Source organism: Streptomyces sp. NPDC053493 (assembly GCF_044544825.1).
In the GTDB taxonomy this organism is placed as follows: Bacteria; Actinomycetota; Actinomycetes; order Streptomycetales; family Streptomycetaceae; genus Streptomyces.
The window spans coordinates 1-19946 of sequence record NZ_JBITXS010000021.1 but is presented as its reverse complement, the minus strand read 5'-3'; the positions used below and the strand labels follow the sequence as shown (position 1 = coordinate 19946).

The window sequence follows — 19946 nt, the reverse complement described above, 5'->3', positions numbered from 1 at the left end:
GCTACGGAGGGCGTCACCTCGGATGATGCCTAGTTGGGGTCCTCTCGGGCCTCGTACCCTTCGAGGCCGGCCCAGAGCAGGGGAGGGACAAGTGCCGCCAGGTACCAGGCGAGGTCGGTGAACTGTGGCGCGTCCGGGATGCTTCGGCGGTCGATGGTGGGAAGGAAAGAGACTTCCCTGCGCTGCGCGAAGAACATGAGCATCCCGCCAGTCCCGCCCTGCGGGTGGTAGATGTTCAGCGCCACGGTGAAGGGCAGATTCGCTGCGGAGTCCAGCTCCGCGAGCACGGCGTTCAGGCGGTCGGGGGTGCTGTCGTACCACTCGTGCATGTCGTCTGCGTCGTTGATCATGTACGAGATGTAGCCGGGGCGTTCCTCAGCAGACCAGCCGGCCGGGGTCAGCAACTCCAACAAGCCGCGCACGGTGGTCGGGCGCTGGAAGGTGAAGTCGATGTCTGCTTGTCGGTTACCCACGTGCGTCTCCGGGAGCTTGAGCGGTCGCGTCGCATACTCGCTGCCACGCGACGCTGCGTCGACCTGATTTCCCTGGGACCGCTGCTCCAGCGGATGCAGTGCCCGACGTAGAGCACTGCACCGAGCCAGCATCAGTCGGTTCCTCGGTCGACGAGACGCTCGGCCAGGAGGAAGTCTTCGTGTTGCTGCCGGGTGTCGATGAGCCGGCGGTCCTCTTTCACCTTGCGCGGGCCCCTGGGGCCTTGGCCACCCCTGACACAGGGCTGCCCGCGGCGTGGTCACGGGCTTGCTCGGCGACCGGCGTACGCGGCTGGCCGGAGAACGGCAGCAGCCTACCGAAGACCACCGATATCCAGGACCGCGGTGAAGACGGGATGGAGAGTTGAAGCCCGCTCGCTGCTCAGCGGACGCCGCCGACAACGCGCGACACGACGCGGCGAAAACGGCCCAGGAGGGGTTCAGTCGACCTCGACGTAGGTGACGATCAGGATGCTTCCCAGCGCGGTCGCGTAGAAGATGACGCGAATGCCTTCGTGCTGGTGGTCGCGCAGCGCGGTGGCGGTGGCGTGCGGCTTCGCGGCGGCCGGGTCGGCAGCAAGGACGTTCAGCGCTTTGTCGAGGCGGGCGGTCTGCTCGATGGTGAGGATGCGGACCTGGGTCTCGGCCGGCTCGACGAACACGATGCGCGGACGCCGACCCTGGGAGTGCTTAGGCAACTTCCGGCGCCTCGTCGCTCTGGTCGGCCAGGCCTTTCTCCGACCGGATCTCGTCCCAGCTCCGGCACCGGTCGAGGTCGATGCCCTCGGCGGCCAGGTTCTCGAGGACGTACGCGAGCGCCGGGTTTCCGGGGAACTCCGCGCGCGCGGCCTCGCGCAGCTCGCGCTGCTCGGCCTCGCTGAAGATGAGGTTCGCCATCGTGTCCTCCGCGGTCGGGTGTTAGCCGAGGCTAGCGCAGGTGGCCTTGGCCAGGCAGCCGGTCACCAAGGCCCGCCCGGCTCCGCGTCATGCCGCAACGGCAGCTGGGGCCTCCCCAATCCCACCGGGTGGACGCGCGCCTCCACGCCCTTGCCCTGGAGGTTCTGGCCGAGGGAGGAACGCTGACAGAATGAGCGGCCCTGGCAACTTTCCGCCGAGGGGGACATATGGCCGATGAGCCGCGACCGACCGAGCCGCCGTCCGAGCTGCCGAACGAGGCCAGAGCGGAGAGAAAGCCGCTGCTGCAACGCGCGGCCGGCGCGTGGAAGAGGCGCTCCCCGGCCTGGAAAGCCGGCGCGATCGGCGTGGTCGCAGCAGCAGCAGCCGGAGCGGTCGCCTACGCCCGCCGCGTGAACGCGGCCAACGACGACGCCGAGCATGAGACCGAGCGCGAGGACGAGCCCCCGAAGCCGACCGGCATCTTGGCGGACGTCGCCCGCATACTCGAGGAAGCTGCCGCCGCCGCGCTCGACGAGCTCGACGCCGGGCAGGAAGAGGAACCTGAAGCGGCTGATGGCGCGAGCGGCCCCTACCGGCCGCGTCGCGGCGGCCCGGTCAGCGGCCACTGGCGCGACCACTGCCTCAACCCCCGCGGGCACGCCTCCGGGAACTGCACGCACAAGAAGATCTTCATCCCCGACTACGTGAAGGGCGGGAAGGAAGAAGAGACCGCCGAGGCGTAGCCCGTCAGCGGCGGCAGCGCGGTCGACGGCGCTCGACCGGGGCCCGGGCCGAGCGGCAGCCGGGCCCCCTTGGGGCGACGCGCCCCGGGCTGACGCCAGGGCGGCACGCGTCACCCTCCTCAACGCCGGCCCAGGCCTCACAGTTCGCGGATGCCGGAGAGGGCCTGGCCTATGGCCACGTGCTCTTCAAGGGTGAACCTAGGACCGCAGCCGCCTGACAGCAGGAGGGCCCCTGCCGAATCAGCTCTCCTTCCGGCCATCGCCAGCGCCCCGGTCTTCGGTGCCGGCCTGAGGCCCTGGTCCTCGTCGGCCAGGCGCTGGAGTTAGGTCTACTTGCGGACGTTCACGGTCACCGTGACGCCGCCAGCGGCGAAGGCCGCGCCGCCGATCGCCCCAACTGCGGCCGCAGTTTCCGGATGGCCGCTCAGGCCGAGGGCTACAACTGCGACAGCAGCTGCGATGCCGGTGCCGACCGACACCCAGGCGATCAGGCGCGAGTTCTTGGGCGAGGCGCTTGCTGTACGGTCAAGGGGCGTCATGGGTATCCCTGCTGATCGGTAGGTGGGCACCCAGCAACTGACGAGAGGGGAGACCCCACCGTGGCCAGGCCCTGGAAAGCAAAGGCCGCGAACGGGGTCTCCCTTCGTCATGTCGAAGGGCGTTTCTCGTGTGCCGACTCTACGACTGGGAGCGGGCAATTCGCTGACCCCCAGGCGACACGAATGGCCTAGTCGCGCCATTGAGTTGTAGGTTTTCCCATACCACGCCCGACTGACAATGTCTGGGGCGGATCGTCCCAGCTCAGGCACCACTTCAGGGGGATGGGGCGCACCGTACGGGCTACACGAAAGTGGCCTACCGATGCTTTCGAGGTGTGACGCACCTCACGTCTTCGGTGCTCGTGAAGACCTCAATTCGTCCGGCCCAAACGACTGTTGTCGTTAGTCGTACAAGCGGCCCCGAGCTGCGCGGCCACATCGCCCGGAATTCGCGCGGACCTTCGGTGTGCCCGAGGTCGCCCACCGCAGGCGACCTTGGCTACGGCGGCCTGCAGGTCGCCTCGTCCGCGCCGGTGATGTCCAGGACAACGAGACCGGGGTCGCTGGGGTGGATTGGGTCGATCGCGGCTCCATGCCCCTGGGAACGCCCCACCGGGGCAGGCGGTTCAGGACCGACGCCTGAATCACCTGCACGAGTAGGACGCTGCTCTTGCCATGAAACGTCTGGGGTGCGGACGACCGCTCCCGACACTAACCACTGCACCAGCGCGGCGGCGAGGTGCACGCCGGCCTGGGCGGCCTCCAGCGTCTCGGCGGTGCCGCTTTGACCACCATGGCGGGACGTCTCTCCCTCCCACAGCGCGCGCACATCATCGCCTCAGCGACGGCGATGGGTCCCCGGCGGCCGGCACCGGGACCGCGGCGCTCCGGATCCCGAGAGCTCGTCCCGCCGATCAGTTCGTAGTCGTCCATCCCGAAGACCGTAGGTCTCCACCGAGGCTCGGCTCCAGGGGTGGAGGGGGCCAAGGCGCGCGGAACGGTAGTGCTCCGCGGTCTTCTTGGCGGGCGCCTTCTTCGCCGCGGTGGTCTTCTTGGCTGCGGTCTTCTTCGGCTTCGGCATTTCGTGCACGGTGGCCGGCCCGCCGGTCTCACCGCGCGATCTTCGCCTTCGCCACGCTCGCCTCGAGCGCGGCCATGAGGTCGACGACCGGCGCGGCCTCCGGCTCCTCGCCCGCGACCGGCTTCGGCTCCCGGTGTTCCGCCTTCGCGCTGATGACCTCGACCAGGGCCGTAGTGGTCGGTGAGCCAGTCGCCGAGGTCGGCCAGGTGCTCACGCTCATGGTCTCCATCAGGGCGAGCGCGCCTTCGATCTCGTGCTCGCTGATGTCAGTCTCGGGCGGGGCCAGCATGCATGACCGCCACGTGCGCGTCATATTGGTAATGGGGGGCTGTGGGGGCATGCCGCAGGAGAAACGATGTGCGCTCTAATTTATCGACTTCTGGATGCGGAGATTTACCTTCACGAGGACGGGTCCTTCACCCATACCCCTAACGAAGGCGACGAAGTCCAGGATCTGACTGAAGCGCCCGACTCGATGGGTCCCCTCTATGTAGGCAACCGAATCTGCCGACTGCCACTTTTCAGAGACGGCCTCATCAACGATCCAGGAATTCTAGCACTGAAAGAATCCTGCGAACTCGTCACCATGGGCGCTGACCTGGTTTCATTCGCACTCGCCCTAGAGAATTGGCTAAATAACACCCCCCCAAGCAAAGATCCAAATCTAGTGCTGCTGGAAAAACTGCACGCCCAAATGAAGCAAGTCCAGGACTTCCAGCTAGCGAGTTGGGTAACTTCCCGAGAGGAAACAATCGATGACCTGAAAGCCGACGCATATACCGCCATTCAGACGGTGCACGGATTCTTTGACGCATGCAACGCCGCTCATACAAACGTCACCGCCATGCTTGAGAATAACGCATTCTGGGCCAACAAGATGGCCATAGCAGATACGGATACTAAGAAAGCTGTCACCCGCTTGATGGGATCCAGTCTGTGGATGCGCCCAAACAGCGTGGCAGCAATGTCGGGCGGGGGTGATCCGATGGACCCGGTGACGGGATGGATGTACCACATGGCCGACCGGGCGCCCGAGACTGGATTCCATCAAGTCTGGGACCACCGATGGCCGCTACCCGCTCTACTGTATGCGATGAGCGCCAGAATCTGCGTCATGAGGGCAGTCAATCCCTCTCTGACGAGCAATGCCGGCGTCGTCACCGAGATAAAGCAGTACATAGATTACCTCAGCAACATCTGGATTCAGATGTCGGACGGAGTCCGCCATCTGAAATTCGAAGATTACACCGCCAAGCAGAAGAGTGCACTTGGAAACTCGGGATACATTCCGACGTTCGCGGCGGATATTAATGGCGGCGAGTTCATCGGAGGAACAGCTTACACTTTCAACATTCACGCACCTTCTATGTGGAACTGGCACGGGCCGCGCCCACCGGGCGACCTTGTCGCCAGTAGCGACTTCGGTAATTTCTTCGAATGGTTCGGGGTGAAGAAACTCTTGATCACCGTTGGAGGCTGGGCGCACGGGCAAGTCGCTGACGCCATAGGATTGCAGCAACTCATTCGATATTGCGCTCAACTTCATGCGCTTATCGATCCGAGCAGGAGACTTCCATTTCTTGATTGGCAGCGCTCGGTTGATGACATAATGTCGGATGACGACCGCCGGAAGGATGCTCTAGCAGCGGCGCGAATTGTCGAGCTGACTCCTGAGCCTCAGGGCGAGAATGCCCCGTCTCGCTCCTTCTACATTTATGAGGCGCTCCATGCGAATCATGGCGAAACCGCGGAACTTGTTGGAAAGTATGCAGATGATCTGTTTCGTCTAGGCGTGGCCAACCAAGCCGCCCCATCCCGTAAGCGCTAGCGACAGCGCGCGGGCAAGCCGCCAGAGGAGTCGCACCCCTGCCCAAGGCGGAGTGGCCCGGTTCCACCGGTACAGCCATAAGCGGTGTCGACCAGGGCGACGGCGGCGACCGGCGCCACCTCGGCCGGCCGGGCGGCACGCCGGAGGCGATCCGCACTGAGCAGCAGACGACCGTACTTGGCGGCGAGATGATTGCCCCGGGCTCGCGAGGTCGGGGCCGCTGAATTCTGGCCACCGGGCCAACGGTGGAACGCCGTGCACCATGTGTACCTCGCCCGTGGAGCACGGGAAGTGGCGGCCCCTGTCGACACGCACGAAGCGGACCGGATCGAGTGGCTCGCTCTCGACAAGGTTCAGGACATGATCGACGCGCGGCAGATCCTCGCCGGCGTCGCTGTCACGGGGCTGCTTCACTGCTGGCGCGCCGCCCATAAGCGCCGGCGCCGCAGCAACGAGCTCTCGAAGATGCCGCACCGGCTGCGTGGCACCTGCGTGGCCGGGATGGCAGCGAACACCTCACGGGCCCGCGACACCAGAGTTCCGATGAGGTGTTCCCGCGCGAGGAACCCGCCCTCAGTCGCGGCGCGCGACCGCGCCCCGCGACAAGGCTTTCGGGCATGCCGCGCAGTGTCGCAGGAGGCACTGACAAGGGCCCGGCATGGGACGCACGAGAATCCCGTCGACCACAGCGTGCCCTCCCGCGGCGAACTCGCGGACTTCCTGCGGGCGGAACGCCGGGCGAGCGGGCTGACCTACGACCACCTGGCGGAGCGGACAGGGATCTCCGCCGCCACCCTCAAGCGCGCTGCATCCAGCAGGGTCACCCCGCGTGTCGATCCGGATCATCGAGCCGTCGACTCCTGCCTCCCGAAGACGGCGCAGCCGCGTACGCATCTCCACTTGGTACCGTGCCTCAACGACCACTTCCCACCGTCCCGCGCGACCCAGGCGCCTGACTGCAGGTGCCGTCCCGCGTCGAGCCGGCCCGTCAGGAGGTCTGCGCATCGGCAGATGCGGGATCCAGGGAGTCGAGAAGCTGACCCAAGGTGATCTTCTCCTCGCCGTACCCGAAGGTCATGGCGGCGGCGAGCGCTGCCCACCGGTCGGCGCTTCGGCCGCAGCGGTCAAGCAGGATCTGCAGCGCGATCTCGGGTTCGCTTCCAGAGAGGATCTCGTCGGCGGGAATCTGGAGCAGGTGCTCCAGGGTGTGGTGGCGGGACTTGACGACGGCCCGGTAGATCTCGGAGCGGGAGAGGACCTCGCGGGCGGCAGGGGAGTCGAGCCAGGACTGCAGGACGGCCGCAGGGTCGGGGTGTTGGGCGAGTTCGTCGTCGCTCATCAGGCGCAGCACACCGTCGTCTTCGTCCTCATCGGCCGGGACGGCCGCTGCCGCGTCCAGGAACCAGTCGGGGCCGGTTGCCTTCTCGGCGATCCAGGCCAGCTCCGCGGGGTGCAGCCCGTCCAGGGCGTCGGTGACGGCGGTGCGCGGGGTGTGCGGGTTGGCGGCGAGGGCGGTAAGGGCCTGGACGCGGCGGTGTTCGTTGTTGCGTTCCAGGAGCCGGTCCGGGCGGTCGTGGTCGGGGTCGAGGGTGCCGATGACGCGGATCAGGGTCTGGCTTGGGGCGGGGGAGACGACGGCGGGCTGCTCCAGGCCGGCGAGCTCGGCGCAGGCCCTGGCGAGGTGGTCAGGGCTGGCGCTGAGGAGAGCCAGGTCCTCGGCGAGGCTCAGGAGCCGGCTGGCGAAGGCGCGGTCGCCGTTCTGCTTCGCGGGCGGGCTGAGCAGTCGACCGCGGGTGGTGAGCGCGTCGGCGGCCGCGTGCAGCTGGTCGGCGGCCAGGGTTGCCAGGCGAGGGTTATTGCGAACGCGGTTGGCGAGGTGGTGCAAGGTCCTGCGGGCCGTCACCCGCGGATTGGGCAGCTCGGCCAGCTCGGGCAGACACAAGGCCGGAAGGCAGGCGAGCAGCAGCTCTTCACTCAGGGCGGGAGTCGGATCGATAGGAAGGTCCTCGCTGTCCGGGTCGGCGAAGGCCGCGCGGTTCCGGGCGTCCTCGAGGGCATGGATCTCGGCCTGGTCCAGCAGCAGGTGCTGGACGGCCGGCCCGAGCGTGGGGTGTGCGGTGAGCTCCGCCCACCGCTCGGGGCACCGAGCCAGCACCGCCCAGACGCCGCTGTGGCCGCCCAGGTCCAGGGACCAGTCCTTAGTGAAAGCGGAGAGGGCCTCCCAGCCCTCTTCGGGCTGCGGGTGAAGCAGGTACGCGGCGAGCGGGGCCAGACAGGCTTCCAGGACGGCGTCGAACAGCTCCGGCGGCACGGGCAGGGGCGGCGCGTCCGCGTTGCTGCTGTAGCGGTCGGAATCCCAGTACCGGACGACGTGCTCCACCTCGTGGCGGGGGAGTTGGGGCAGAAGGGCGATCGCGGCCTCGACCTGCTCGGGGTGCCGTGCAAGAGCGGAGACCAGCTCCGCCCATGGCCGGCGGTGCCGCAGAATGCCGTGAACGTCGGCGATGGTCACCGTGCCCGCGGCGGCCAGGTCGGTCAGCATCTTCTCGTCGGCGTGCACCAGAAGCTGGCCGCGTAGCCGCTTGCCCGATGTCCGGGCCAGCAGCGCGGGCAGGGCGGCCTTGAGGGCGTCCTCCCGCCGGCGCTCGGTGTGCGAGTCAAAGCCGTTCGGGGTGCACAGAGCTTCGATCACCGTCTTGAGGGCTTCCTTGGGAAGGCCCTCGCTCAAGGCGAGCTCCCGCCACAGCGGGTACGTACCGGCGCTGACCATCCTCGATTCCCCTCCCACTCATGCCCGGCGTTACCGCCCGGACGCTGGCCGTGGGACGACCGTAGGGCCCAACCTGACCTGCGCGGGCGCGATCCACGAAGTCCCTCGCCATTTGGCCCGCGCCGCGGGCGTGCCAGCGCTGTCTCTCCCGCTGTCGACGAAGGAGGTCCGACCTTGGCTACACGGACGCCGCGCGGCGGGGGAGTCTTCTCCTGGTTCCGCGGCGAAGCGTGACCAGGCGTCGAGACGGTCCGCAAGCGCGAGGTGCGCCAGGCCGCGGCGGGAGACGGCGGAGTAATCGAGGTTCCGCTGGGTCCGGACTCGCGCTGCCGCGACACACATCCCTCGGGCTCCGCCGGCACCCCTGACCACCTTCCAGGAGGGAAAGGTGGGCGTCGCCCGGGGAGCGCGACGTAGTTACCTGTGGGCGGGTTTGGCGGATTTCACTCGATGGTGGCGAGAAGCCACCCACTCATCGGCAGCACCACTTTGTGACGTCGATCACTCACTGCGCATGTGTCACACCTGTGAGTGACCATTCTCGCAGGTCAGGGGCCGTGACAGCGCCTCTGATGATCACGTTAAGCACCGACCCGACCGCACCGCGTGAAATTCGTAAGGCCGCGCATGCATGTTCGGCCGATTGGGCCGGTTGAGTGATCCCTAGCGGTGCCCCGGGAGCCGCTCTTTCCGTCAGCCCTCAACGAAGAGGACCAAAGACACCCCATGACCGACGACGTTCGTGAGGACGGCCACATGCCTGTGGCCGAGGAGGCCCCGCTCCAGCTTCCCCTGGAGTTCGAGGCCCACTACCTCACCAACCAGGTGACCTTTCACGACTTCGCGCTGAAGATCCTGCTGACCAACGAACGGGCGGAGAAGGCGGTCCACCGCGCCTACGTGGAGATCCGCACCCACTGGGACACCCTGCTCACCGAACCAGACCTGCAGGCGCAGACCTGGCAGATCCTGCGCCGCGCCATCATCGACGAACTGATCGGCGGCTGCCGCCAGGAACTCGCCGCGCGCGACAGCGGCATCGGCCTGTACCCGGCCCTCGCCAAGCTCCCCCCGCGCCAGTTCGACGCGATCGTCCTGCGCTTCATCGGCAAGTACGACACCAAGGACATCGCCTGGTACATGGGCCTCACGCCCGGCACCGTCAACCACCACATCCGCAAGGCCCAGGAGCGCCTCGCCCCCATCCACCGTCGCGCCACGCGGCCGATCAAGAAGGAGGACGCCCAGTGAGCGACACCTGGGAACAGCTTTTCGCCGACGCCGACATCGCCGTCTGCGAGCCGCGTCGCGCCTTCGACGTCGGCGCCGGGCTGCGCCGCATCGCCCGCGACACCGCCCACCTTCCCTCCTCTGACCCGGCACCCATCGGCGGTCACCCCAGCGCCCGGCGCCGGCTCGGCGTCATGGCCCGGGTGGTGGTCACCCAGGCGGGGGCCGCCGCCCACATGGAGGAGCTGACCGCGCTGCTCGGCGGCGACGACACCGTCGCGCAGTTCGACGGCTGGACCGACGGCGTCGACATCGAGGGTGTCCAGGTCTTCGCCTGCATGCTCTACCTCGCTCACCACCCCGAAAGCGCCCGTTTCTGGTGGCGCTTCGCCGCCGGCGCGGGATCCAGCGGCGCGGCGTACTGCCTGTACCTCGACCACCTTGCTCTCGGCGACGATCGTGAGGCGAAGTTCTGGAAGCGGCAGGTGACCGCTCTGTTCTGCCCGGACACACCCCGGGACCGCGAAGTCGACACCCAGGCGTTCCTCAAGGCGCTGGAGCACTTCACCAACGACTCCGCCAGCCACGACGCCAGCCGGGCAGTCCTGACCGGCGGCCTGGAAGCCGACGTCGACCAGCTGGCCGACCATCACACCGCCGACGGCCTGGTCTGCCGCCCCGACGCCCGCCTGGCCGACCGCATCCACGAACTCGCCGGCCGCCCCTGAAACGCAGAAGTCCGGCGCGGGGCCGAAGGTTCCTAGGCCGCCCAGCCCCCGCCGGACCACACCAGTACCCCGAAGAACGGAGCACCTACCGTGAAGACTAGCCGCCGCACCCGCACCGCGGACAAGACCGCGCGAATCTGCCGCACCCGCACCGCGCAGCAGCCTTCCCGAATCCGCCGCGGCCGCCGCTGGATCGCCCGCCGACGCAGCGCCCTCATCTCCAGCACCCTGCGTGGTGCCGCCTATGCCACCGGCGCTGGCATCGTCTCTCTCGGCTTCTACCTGATCCAGCAGCAGATCTGACTCCCGCGAACCAGACAGTCGGTGGGCCGCAACCTCTTGGTGCGGCCCACCGCGCGTCTGCGGGCGTCAACTGCGGTGCTGCGACGCCGCCCGTCTCGGGATTTCCAAGCCGATGGCCGTCGTGATGGTGCCTGGCGTCGAGACTCACCAGCGTGACCGACCCGAACGCCCCTGATCTCGATGCCGGACTCTGCCGACGGAGAGGGCCGGACGACTGCTGGCAAAGGCCGGGTCCGGTTCCCGCTCGTACGGTGGGTGCTCGCCCCGCTATGACGTGGGAGGCGAGGCGCCTGGCCGCCGACCCGACAACGTGACCTCAGGAGAACGTCATCGTTGAGCCTGTCGGCCCACCTGCGCGGGCCTCCACACAAGGCCCCGCCGGCACCCACCCACCGCTGGCGGGGCCGGCCCGTTCAACTCGCCTTCAGGTGAGCGCCGGCAAGTGAGACCGAACGGGAACCTGCAGGTCAGCGCGACTCGATCTGTCATGACGTGCTCGACAACCTCGGCTGCTACGACGGGGCCCGCGGCGATTTCTGCAAGGACCACGCGTGCTGCCGGTGCCAGCAGCGCACCTGCGGCCAAAAGGGTCGGCGACGAGCGGCTCTGCGGGCTGTGGGCCTCCTGCTGCTGGCCGCCCGCGCTCGGGGGCTGGTGTGCGGGCGGCCAGCCCTTCGGCCCGTCCTGTCGATAAAGGGCCGTGCTCTGACGGTACGTCCCTGCTGGCGAGAGAGGGCTGCAAGGACGGCGCTACCCGGTCCCTGAGGGTGACCCGGCAAGGCATTCGGCGCAGCCTTGGCAGCGCGGTCACACCTCGCTCGGTGCCGGCGGCGCCGGGATCACGTCGACCCCTTGGATGGTTAGCTAGCCTGCGTCTTGGATGACTGAGGCGGTCGCGCGGTAGTCGGCAGAGATGCGGAAGTACGCATGGGCAGAGCTCCTCGGTCCGGCAGTCACACCATCCGCCGGACAGGGCCTGGCGCAACCGGTTCCCTTGCTGGGGCGGACGTGGTGCGGAAGCGAGCCCGGTACGCGGTGGGGGAGACACCAAAGGTCTGCTGGAACACGCGACGCATGCTCTCGGAGGACCCGAATCCGGCTTGCTGCGCGACCTCCTCGACCGGCGCGGTGCCCGAGGACAACAGGACCTGGGCCGCCTCCACCCGAACGGCGTCGGCGTACCGTCCGAGCGTCATGCCGGTCTCCTGCCGGAAGAGGCGTGCCAGGTGTCGGGGACTGACGCCAAGCCCCGCAGCCAGCGGGTCGACGCCGTAGGGGAGAGCGGGGTCCATGGTGATCTCGTCCATCGCGCGGCGTACGAGCGGGTGCTGGGGCGGCCGCGGGGTCATGCGGACGCTGAACTGCGATTGCCCGCCCGGGCGCGCCATGAAGACGACGAGCTGGCGGGCTGCCTCCCTCGCGACGTCTGCGCCGTGGTCCTCCTCCACCAGAGCAAGGGCAAGGTCGATCCCCGCCGTGACTCCGGCCGAGGTGACGATGTGGCCGTCGCGTACGAACACGGGGTCCGACTCCACGCGTACCTTCGGATAGGCGGCGGCGAGCTGCGGAACCAACTCCCAGTGGGTCGTGGCGCGCCGGCCGTCGAGGAGCTCGGCCTCGGCCAGAAGGAACGCGCCCGCACAGACCGAGGTCACTCGCCGCGCCCGTGTGGCGAGACCGGCGATGAGTGAGAGCAGGTGGCTGTCGGCGACAGCATGCCGCCAGTCTCTGCGGCCGGGCACCAGCAGCGTGTCGATGTACTGAGGAAGATCCTCGAGGGAGGCGTTCGCCCCGATCCGCAGCCCGCAGGAGGTGCGCGCGTCGAGACCGGCGGTGGAGACGACCCGCACGTCGTAGCGCGCGCCGTAGCGATTGGCCGTGGTGAAGACCTCCAGCGGCCCGCTGACGTCCAGGAGCTGGACTTCGTCGAAGGCGACGATCACTACGATCCGGTCCGCACCCTGACGAGCTCGGCTGTCTGCGCCCCGGGACATGGGTGCTATTCGTCCCACGGCGAGTCCAGGATCGTACGGACGAAGTCCTTGCGCTCGAAGCCCGGCAGGTAGTGCTGAAGTACGTCCGCCTTGACGTTCCCGAAGGTGGTTGCAGCTTTGTGCCGGACGCCGTCGGTGAACGCACCGAGAATGCGCGCCTTGAAGTCGGGGCGCGGATGCAGGGCCACGATCTCCTCGCGCTCGGCGGCGGAGATGTCCGCGAAGCCGATGCCCAGGACGTCGTACTCGACGCCGGCGGTCACCAGAGCGACCTCGGGCTCCATGAACTCAGGAATCCCAGGGGTGGTATGCAGGGCGATGGCCGTCCATACCCGGCGCACGCTGTCGTCCGGTACACCGTGTGCCTGCAGGAAGCGGCGGGCTTCATCAGCACCGTCGACCTCGAAGCGGCGGCCGCTCGTCCGGAACTGCTGGCCCAGTCCCAGGTCATGGAACATCGCGGCGATGTACAGCAGCTCAGGGTCGAAAGCGAGATCACGGTTGCGGCCCTGAAGGCTGCCGAAGAAGTACACCCGCCGTGAGTGGTGGTAGATCAGGTCACCTGCCGCTTCGCGGACCAGCTCGGTCGCCTCCCGCGTCAGCTTGGTGTCCGGCACGTGCATGCCTGCCGCTGTGTTCCCGGCCGTCGTCACCGTCATGGCATCTCCCCTGTACTTGGCTGATGGGACCCATCTGGTTCAAGAGCAGGTCCCAGTTTCCTCATCTCTCTCGGGCGCAGCCATGGTCATGGGGACGTGGAACCCACAGATAGGGACATCCGCCTCTGCGTTGCAGCCACACGGTCTGCGGAGTTCAGTGGTCCGGGCGGCTCCCGAGTCGCGGTCGCCGCCTCCTCCGCCACACCCGCGCTGAGGAGCCTTTCAGGGTCGGCCGAGGACGGCGGCGTACAGGTCGTTGGCGTACTTGGCTGCGGTGACGGCGTTCTCGCGGTCGGCGAAGTGTGGGACTTGCGGTGAGACGGACAGCACCTGGTGCTCGATCCCGGCGGTGCCGTTGAGTGCGAAGCGGGCCTCGAGCTCAGCCGGCGAAGCGCCCGCGCCGGTGTTGCGCTGGGTGGCGGTGTCGGTGCGGCCAAAGGAATCGAGGAGATCGACGTATTCATCGGTCCACAGGTGGCCGCGCACATCGATGCGCATAGAGAGTCCTCTCTCCAGGGGAGTGACGCACGTCCGGGCGTCTCAAGTGAGGGCCAGCCCGGCGAGGGCGGCGGAAGCGGCGCCGAACCGCCGAGCGCCTGCAGATCACCCAGGCCCGCGTCAGCCAGGCGGTCAGACAGCTGAAGCGCCCGATCGGCGCACAGTTCTTCCACCGCACCAGCCGCAGCGTCCGGCTGACACCCGTCGGCGCGCAGGCGCACCGGGAGTGGGAGGCCGGTTACCGCCAGATCATGCACGGCGTCGACGCCGCCACCGCGGCCGCGCGCGGTCACACCGGCGTTCTCGCGATCGGCACGACGGGACCGCACTTCTGCGTGGTCAAGGGCGCCATCAGACTGCTCCAGGCCCGCCACCCGGCGGTCCAGGTGCAGCACCGTGGTACCGGTCGACGACCCACGCCTCACCGTCGGCTCCGGTCGTGCACACCTCGCAGGTACGGCTCATGGTCGGGGCCACGCATCCGCTCGCCCGCGGCCGACTCCAGCGTCAGCCGGTTCTCGCTGGCGGCCCTCGCTGGGACGAACTTTGTCTGATGTGGCACTAGGTTCTGTCCGGCGGATCACTGACGGAGCCAGAGCCGAATCGCTGCGGCCGGGACGGTGCCGTGGAAGACGTAGGCCCGTTTGTCGTAACGGGTGGCGACCGCACGGGAGTTCTCAAGTCGGTTAATCGTCCGCTCGACCTCGTTGCGGCGTCGGTAGCGGTCGCGGTCGAAGCCGACGGGCCTCCCGCCGTCTCTGCCTCTGCGTCGCCGGTTGGCCCGCTGGTCCTTCGGTTCCGGAATCGTGTGCCGGATGTGGCGTCTTCGCAGGTAGCGGCGGTTTCGGCGGGAGCTGTATGCCTTGTCGCCGCTGACGTGGTCCGGCCGGGTTCGGGGTCGTCCGCCCAGCGGCCGGGGAACCCTGACCCGGTCCAGGACCTCGACCAGCTGCGGAGCGTCGCGCCACTGGCCCGGCGTGAGTAGGAGGGCCATAGGGCGGCAGCCGCCTTCGCCGGCGAGGTGGATCTTGCAAGTCAGGCCGCCCCGGGACCGTCCAAGTCCCTCATCGGGGCGATGGTGTCGAGGCGTCGTCCCTTTTTCGGGATCCGCGGCCGGGTCTTGCGGGCGCCGGCCGCGTGCTGTTGGGCCCGGCAGGACGTCGAGTCGACATCGACCATCGACCAATCGATCCGGCCTGCAAGGTCGGCGTCGGCCTGGACCGACTGCAGGATCCGGTCCCAGGTGCCATCCGCCGACCAGCGGCGTGCCGTTCGTAGACGGTTTTCCACGAGCCGTAGCGTTCCGGCAGGTCACGCCACGGGATACCGGTCCGGACCCGGAACATGATGCCGTTGATCACGGTGCGGTGATCGTTCCACCGGCCGCCTGGACCACCCGAAGGTGGCAGATGCGGCTCCGACAGCGACCACTCGCGATTCGTCAGATCCCCCCGACCCATGACCGAACCAACGAGCGTTCGGCCGGAGAATCACATGATCCGCCGGACCGAACCTAGCCCACCGCCCGCTTCACGAGCGCCGTGATCCGCTCCTCCACCTCGGGTGTCACCTCGGTCAGGGCGAAGCCGGCTGGCCACATGGTGCCCTCGTCCAGCTTCGCCAGGTCGCTGAAGCCGAGGGTCGCGTAGCGGGCCTTGAACTTCTCCGCGCTCTGGAAGAAGCAGACGACCTTGCCGTCCAGCGCGTACGAGGGCATCCCGTACCAGAGCTTCGGTGCCAGCTCCGGGGCGCCTGCCGTGACGACGGCATGGACCCGTTCGGCCATGATCCGGTCCGACTCTTGCGTCTCGGCGATCTTCGCGAGGACATCCTGCTCGGCCTGGGCCGCCTTGTCCGCGGCGGAGGCGCGTCGAGCCGCCGCCTTCGTCTCCTTGGCGTGATCCTTCATCGCGGCCCGTTCCTCGGCCGTGAAACCCTCGTACGTTCCAGAGCTGTTGCTCATGGTGTGGCCCCCATCCCGTGAAGTGATCTTGAAGGGGACCTTAGTGGAGGGGGACGCCCTTGCATACGATCGAGCGGTGGATGCCTGCGCGGTCGACAAGGAACGTGTCGCGTTCGGGTGCCAGACGGTCTATTCGTCCCAGGCGTTCAGGCCGGACGGCCCCCTCGCGGGCGACGAGTGGCTGGCCGTCGAGCACCCGGAGCGGGTCGCCGGAGTGCTTCTGATCCCCAACGACCAGTCCTACCGCGGACGAACCTGCGAGCAGGACATCAAGGACGGCGGCGGGCCGCACCCTCCGGAACCGGTCGGCGCGGGGGACTAACTGTAGAGACGCTAGGAGGGTCCGGCGGATCAGGGCCGGATAGGGCCCGGCGTCTGGTGCGGTGCATCGCAAGGCGCCGGAGCGTCCTCATGGCGGTGGGGGCACCTCCCGTGCCCGAAGGGCTACGGGGGCACTATGTGGACGTTTCGGCAACGCAGCGAGGCGCCGTGCCAGGAGCCGCGACCCCGGCCATGATCCGCCGGACACCCCCTAGTAGGCGGTGACGCGGACTCGTCGAATCGCTCGTCGCCTCCGCCGCGGAGCACGGGCAGGGAAGGGCTTCCCCTTCCGGACCAGGGAGAAGTCGGAGAAGTCGCGGGCCCAGATGCATCCGTCGGCGTCGTGGAAGAACACCCCTGCAATCCCGATCCTCATCTCGTCCAAGTACCGAGGAACCCGGACCTCGACGCACTCACCCGGCTCCACGACGTCTTCCTCGAACGGCCATGCGCGCAGCCGACCACCGCTTGCTCCGAAGAGGACGCCCGGGAAGTAGATCGGTCGATCCGCGGTGTTACGCAGCACCACCCGGATCTGGGACGACTCCGCATATTCGTCGCCCTCCGGGTAGTACATGGACACCACCTTGGACGCCTCCAGGCGCTCCTCCTTACGCCTGTCCCGCAGGAGGATGTAGAACCCAAGCAGTAAGGATCCGCCGGTCAGGAACGCACTCAGCCAGGCGGGGGCTGTCCCCCAATCGATTCCCCTCATGGCCAGGGGATGCGCTCCGCGGAACCGTCGGAAACGGGAGTTGAGGCACATCTGAGGTCACGCAGACCGCGACGCGAGCTCGCGCGTGTGAGCTCGCGTCGCACGAGGAGCGGCTGCAGACGCTGAAGCGTACGTCGTCGGCGGCGCACTCCTCGGTCCCCATACTGGAATCAACGAATTCCACGACATCCGTTCCTCGACTTCGGTGGCTCTCAAGCGAGGCGCTTCCATGAACTTCGGATGAAGACCAAGGAGGGGAATGGGGTACTCGAGATGATGCCCTGTTTGGTGAATTCCGCGTCACGCCCGATGTCTGCAGATCGGCATCACCCGGCTAGATGTCGCTGCTGCGTCATCGGTCGAGGGCAAGTGGGGTGATGGAAAGACTGTCCCTCTCACCAGCATGGGACTTTCAGCGATGCTGACTGCTCTTCCGGATCAGGTCAACGACCCGTCGAACCGGAATCAGCGGATCAGACCGCCAGGGCGTAGCCCTATCATCGGAGAACTCGGTGAGAGGGGAAGCAATGAAGGGCGAAGCGAAAGAGCTGGCCTTGGGATGGGGCGCCTGGCTGCTGATGGGAGTGATGGCTGCCCCTCATAGGTACAACACCGACATCATCGACACGATCTCCCTGTGTCTTCTCGGGCTCTACACTCTGTTCGTGCTTGCCGTGACGGTTCGGTTTGCGTTTCGCCTGATAACGATTCGAAGCCGGACCGCGGGCGCGGCAAGTTCGACGGAGCAGGGGACTTTGGGCGTGGCAGGCAAGGCAAGCGACCGGACTGAGCTGCGGTAGTTTCAGGATCTACCGGACGGCCGAAACCTGTGCGCCCCGTGATGACTGCAATCAGGACAGCGAAATCCTGCCATGCGAGGTACGCCGAGTGGCGTGAGGAGAAGGGCCTGGGGTGGGTATATCAGGGTCGGAAAACGGCGCACGGGGCCAGCGGAGCGATGAGGAAGCTAATGCTTCCGAGCATCAGCCGAGACCGACTCAGGGTCTGGGAGCGGCGCCATGGACCGGGCCAACGCATCCGGTTGCCGCCGCGCCGGAGGAACACCCCGGTCAGCCAGGCGGTATGGGTCACGAGCGGAGTGCCACCACTGGGATGACGCCAGCTGCAGGAGGTTTCCTGCATGGTGTCCCCGCACAGGCGTGGCCCCTTGCGGAGCAGCGTGCCGCCGCGCGCGGGGCCGTTCCTGCCCGCGACGGGTCGCGGTACTGCGAGCAGGCGCGTAACGGGCGGCAGGGGCCGTTGCGCCGGATCGGCGAGGCGCTGACGGTGGCTGGGCTGTTGGCCGCCGGGATGGTCGCCGTTCTCCTGCTCGGCATGACGGCCGCGTTCATGTACGGGACTCAGTTCGCACCCGAGGAGGGCGAGCGCCTGTTGGCCGATCCTCTGGCGGACGAGGCGCTCGGGTTGCTGTCGCTGGCCGTCGGCATCCCCGCGGTGATGCTCGGGGTGCGCTGGTGCGGTAGCCGGCCGGCGGGGACACTGTTGTCGGTGACGGGCCGGCTGCGGTGGCACTGGCTCGGGCTCTGCTCCGGTCTCGCGTTCGCCGTCATGGCCCTGAACATGGGCGGGCTGGCGCTGTGGGACTGGCTGGCCAACGGCGACGAGATCTTCACCGGTGAAGCGCCTGGTCCGGGCCGGCTCGTGGCGGGCTTGACGGTCTTCCTCGTGATCGTGCCGTTCCAGGCCGCCGCAGAGGAACTCGTGTTCCGAGGTTGGGTGCCGCAGTTCTTCGGAGGGTTCCTGAGTTCACCCTGGCCGGGAGTGGTCGTGGGTTCCGTGCTGTTCGCTCTGGCCCATGGGTTCGGCGGGTGGAGCGGATTCCTGCTGCTGTTGTACTCCGCGCTGTGGTGGGGGTGGCTCGTGGAACGTACAGGCGGACTGGAGGCCGTCATCGCTGTGCATACCGCCAACAACCTGCTCGCCTACGGCATCGCGCTGGCACTGGGACAGCTCGCCGACACCGGCACGGCCGCGGACGCACCGTGGCAAGCACTCCTGGCAGAACTGGTGACCGCACCGGCGTACTGCCTGCTGGTGGCCCGCCTCGCCAAAAAGCGCGGCATCACCGCGCGGCGGCCGACGGTACGAGACGGCGGTATGCCGCGCCTGGTCTAGCTCGAGTGCACCCAGGCCGCCTGCCAACAGCGACACAGCCAAGGAACAACTCGCCGATACCGGCCTGGGCTCCTGCTGCGGCTTCCCCCGGCATCTACCCCGTGACGCCGTCCGTTTCATCTGCTCGATCCGTCTCCGAGATCGTCCCGGCGATGCCGCGCCCGCGCAGGTCAGCACAGACACGGCCTCATCGGCAGGTTGCGGAATCACCGCCCAGATCGCACGCCGTCGCGGATGACTGCGGATCGCCCCGGACGAATACGCCGTCTCGGCCAGGAACATCTCCGACCTCTGGCCAGCCGGCCCGCAGTGCCCGGAAGCCATCCGCCTGGCCGGGCGTGATCGCAAGGGCGAGCGAGTGTCAGCGGCTGGCCGCCGGTCAGGCGGCTTGCCGGTCGGGACCGTCCAGAGTCCGATGGTCCCGACCGACGGCAGGAGCTCTCGTTGACGGGCCTCGCGGTCCGCTGATCAGCCGGATGAGCGCAGAGTCGACCGCGACGCCCGAGTTCTACGACATGCGTGAACGAGCTTCAGCCTGCCAGGTCTCACCGCGCGTTGCGCCGGGCCGTCGGCCCACGGGCACACACTCGTTACCTGAAGCGGCCACTCCAAGGGGTCCAGGGCATGAAATATTTCCTCGGCCAGTAGCCAGGAGTTGAGCGGTTATAGATGGCGGTATAGCCGTTATAGATGAACCGGGCACCGTGCCTGCCTACGTTCCTTGCATACCAGTAGGTCTCGCGCGCGTTGAGCATCGCCGACCCACAAGCGAAGGCGCCGCGCCAGCTCCTGCACTGGGTGTACCTGCGGAATCTCCTGAGCCGCCTGAGCATGGTGGCGGTCTTACCGGCTGGCGTGATCAGGGCGCCGAACATGAGCGTGGAGTGGAGCATGTCCGCACTCGCGTGGCGGCGTCGGTAGCCTCGCCACTTCCTTAGCCAGCTCATGGGGTTGTACCAGGCTTGTCCGTTGAGGTCGTATTGGTTGATGGGGTCGCCGGGGTAGCCGTAGCGGTTGTCTCCGCCTCCGTAGACGGGGTCGGTGGACAGG

20 protein-coding genes and 3 pseudogenes are annotated in these 19946 nt (G+C 67.7%); 10 read left to right on the top strand and 13 right to left on the bottom strand.

Annotated features, from left to right (window positions below):
- Positions 1–29: 29 nt before the first annotated feature.
- From ACIGO8_RS33065 to ACIGO8_RS33055, 3 genes are all read right to left on the bottom strand, one after another.
- Positions 30–473, bottom strand: a complete 444-nt coding sequence (locus ACIGO8_RS33065) for a hypothetical protein (protein WP_399738405.1) — start codon at positions 471–473, stop codon at positions 30–32.
- 458 nt (positions 474–931) lie between these two features.
- Entirely contained in the window at positions 932–1189 is a 258-nt protein-coding gene (locus ACIGO8_RS33060; RefSeq protein ID WP_399738403.1) for a hypothetical protein, read from the bottom strand.
- On the bottom strand, positions 1182–1388 hold the full coding sequence (locus ACIGO8_RS33055; RefSeq protein WP_399738400.1) for a hypothetical protein: 207 nt from the start codon (positions 1386–1388) through the stop codon (positions 1182–1184). The genes ACIGO8_RS33060 and ACIGO8_RS33055 overlap by 8 nt, the downstream gene beginning before the upstream one ends.
- A gap of 227 nt (positions 1389–1615) precedes the next feature.
- On the opposite strand from ACIGO8_RS33055, the gene ACIGO8_RS33050 reads away from it, so the two are divergent.
- Complete coding sequence (locus tag ACIGO8_RS33050; protein WP_399738395.1) at positions 1616–2131, top strand: hypothetical protein; 516 nt, start codon at positions 1616–1618, stop codon at positions 2129–2131.
- A gap of 329 nt (positions 2132–2460) precedes the next feature.
- On the opposite strand, the gene ACIGO8_RS33045 is transcribed toward ACIGO8_RS33050, so the two are convergent.
- Positions 2461–2670, bottom strand: coding sequence for a hypothetical protein (locus ACIGO8_RS33045; RefSeq protein ID WP_399738392.1), 210 nt, complete (start codon positions 2668–2670; stop codon positions 2461–2463).
- A gap of 1109 nt (positions 2671–3779) precedes the next feature.
- Positions 3780–4040, bottom strand: coding sequence for a hypothetical protein (locus ACIGO8_RS33040; protein WP_399738389.1), 261 nt, complete (start codon positions 4038–4040; stop codon positions 3780–3782).
- Positions 4041–4106: 66 nt separating this feature from the next.
- Between ACIGO8_RS33040 and ACIGO8_RS33035 the strand changes: the two genes are divergently transcribed.
- Entirely contained in the window at positions 4107–5579 is a 1473-nt protein-coding gene (locus ACIGO8_RS33035; protein WP_399738386.1) for a hypothetical protein, read from the top strand.
- Between the two features lie 360 nt (positions 5580–5939).
- Complete coding sequence (locus tag ACIGO8_RS33030) at positions 5940–6629, top strand: helix-turn-helix domain-containing protein (RefSeq protein ID WP_399738518.1); 690 nt, start codon at positions 5940–5942, stop codon at positions 6627–6629.
- Here ACIGO8_RS33030 and ACIGO8_RS33025 read toward each other — a convergent pair.
- Complete coding sequence (locus tag ACIGO8_RS33025; protein WP_399738383.1) at positions 6568–8349, bottom strand: hypothetical protein; 1782 nt, start codon at positions 8347–8349, stop codon at positions 6568–6570. The two genes, ACIGO8_RS33030 and ACIGO8_RS33025, sit on opposite strands and share 62 nt — an antisense overlap.
- 726 nt (positions 8350–9075) lie before the next feature.
- On the opposite strand from ACIGO8_RS33025, the gene ACIGO8_RS33020 reads away from it, so the two are divergent.
- From ACIGO8_RS33020 to ACIGO8_RS33010, 3 genes are all read left to right on the top strand, one after another.
- Positions 9076–9600 carry an RNA polymerase sigma factor gene (locus ACIGO8_RS33020; protein WP_399738380.1) on the top strand — a complete coding sequence of 175 codons (525 nt, stop codon included), beginning with the start codon at positions 9076–9078 and terminating at the stop codon, positions 9598–9600.
- Positions 9597–10307: a hypothetical protein gene (locus ACIGO8_RS33015; protein WP_399738377.1), complete on the top strand. Its 711-nt coding sequence runs from the start codon at positions 9597–9599 to the stop codon at positions 10305–10307. The genes ACIGO8_RS33020 and ACIGO8_RS33015 overlap by 4 nt, the downstream gene beginning before the upstream one ends.
- A gap of 90 nt (positions 10308–10397) precedes the next feature.
- A complete protein-coding gene (locus ACIGO8_RS33010) occupies positions 10398–10610 on the top strand; it encodes a hypothetical protein (protein ID WP_399738374.1) in 213 nt (70 codons plus the stop codon).
- Between the two features lie 953 nt (positions 10611–11563).
- Here ACIGO8_RS33010 and ACIGO8_RS33005 read toward each other — a convergent pair.
- The 3 genes from ACIGO8_RS33005 to ACIGO8_RS32995 all read right to left on the bottom strand — a co-directional run bounded on the left by ACIGO8_RS33005 (position 11564) and on the right by ACIGO8_RS32995 (position 13761).
- Entirely contained in the window at positions 11564–12553 is a 990-nt protein-coding gene (locus ACIGO8_RS33005) for a GlxA family transcriptional regulator (RefSeq protein WP_399738371.1), read from the bottom strand.
- 56 nt (positions 12554–12609) lie between these two features.
- The gene (locus tag ACIGO8_RS33000; protein WP_399738368.1) at positions 12610–13263 is read right to left on the bottom strand and encodes an HD domain-containing protein; all 654 of its coding nucleotides are present in this window, start codon (positions 13261–13263) and stop codon (positions 12610–12612) included.
- A 222-nt stretch (positions 13264–13485) separates the two neighbouring features.
- Positions 13486–13761 carry a hypothetical protein gene (locus tag ACIGO8_RS32995; RefSeq protein ID WP_399738365.1) on the bottom strand — a complete coding sequence of 92 codons (276 nt, stop codon included), beginning with the start codon at positions 13759–13761 and terminating at the stop codon, positions 13486–13488.
- Between the two features lie 92 nt (positions 13762–13853).
- On the opposite strand from ACIGO8_RS32995, the pseudogene ACIGO8_RS32990 reads away from it, so the two are divergent.
- Positions 13854–14315 (top strand): annotated as a pseudogene (locus ACIGO8_RS32990) (LysR family transcriptional regulator); the annotation flags it as partial.
- A gap of 26 nt (positions 14316–14341) precedes the next feature.
- Here the strand turns inward: ACIGO8_RS32990 and ACIGO8_RS32985 are convergent.
- Both ACIGO8_RS32985 and ACIGO8_RS32980 read right to left on the bottom strand, forming a co-directional pair.
- Positions 14342–15221 (bottom strand): annotated as a pseudogene (locus tag ACIGO8_RS32985) (IS5 family transposase).
- 53 nt (positions 15222–15274) lie between these two features.
- Complete coding sequence (locus ACIGO8_RS32980; protein WP_399738362.1) at positions 15275–15724, bottom strand: iron chaperone; 450 nt, start codon at positions 15722–15724, stop codon at positions 15275–15277.
- A 73-nt stretch (positions 15725–15797) separates the two neighbouring features.
- Here ACIGO8_RS32980 and ACIGO8_RS32975 point away from each other — a divergent pair.
- A pseudogene (locus tag ACIGO8_RS32975) lies at positions 15798–16046 on the top strand (hypothetical protein); the annotation flags it as partial.
- 210 nt (positions 16047–16256) lie between these two features.
- On the opposite strand, the gene ACIGO8_RS32970 reads toward ACIGO8_RS32975, so the two are convergent.
- Complete coding sequence (locus ACIGO8_RS32970; RefSeq protein WP_399738359.1) at positions 16257–16760, bottom strand: hypothetical protein; 504 nt, start codon at positions 16758–16760, stop codon at positions 16257–16259.
- A gap of 527 nt (positions 16761–17287) precedes the next feature.
- Between ACIGO8_RS32970 and ACIGO8_RS32965 the strand changes: the two genes are divergently transcribed.
- Positions 17288–17560: a hypothetical protein gene (locus ACIGO8_RS32965; RefSeq protein WP_399738356.1), complete on the top strand. Its 273-nt coding sequence runs from the start codon at positions 17288–17290 to the stop codon at positions 17558–17560.
- A 487-nt stretch (positions 17561–18047) separates the two neighbouring features.
- Positions 18048–18896, top strand: coding sequence for a lysostaphin resistance A-like protein (locus tag ACIGO8_RS32960; protein WP_399738353.1), 849 nt, complete (start codon positions 18048–18050; stop codon positions 18894–18896).
- Between the two features lie 590 nt (positions 18897–19486).
- Here the strand turns inward: ACIGO8_RS32960 and ACIGO8_RS32955 are convergent.
- The coding region (locus ACIGO8_RS32955) for a hypothetical protein (protein ID WP_399738351.1) at positions 19487–19946 on the bottom strand (460 nt) is incomplete at its 5' end.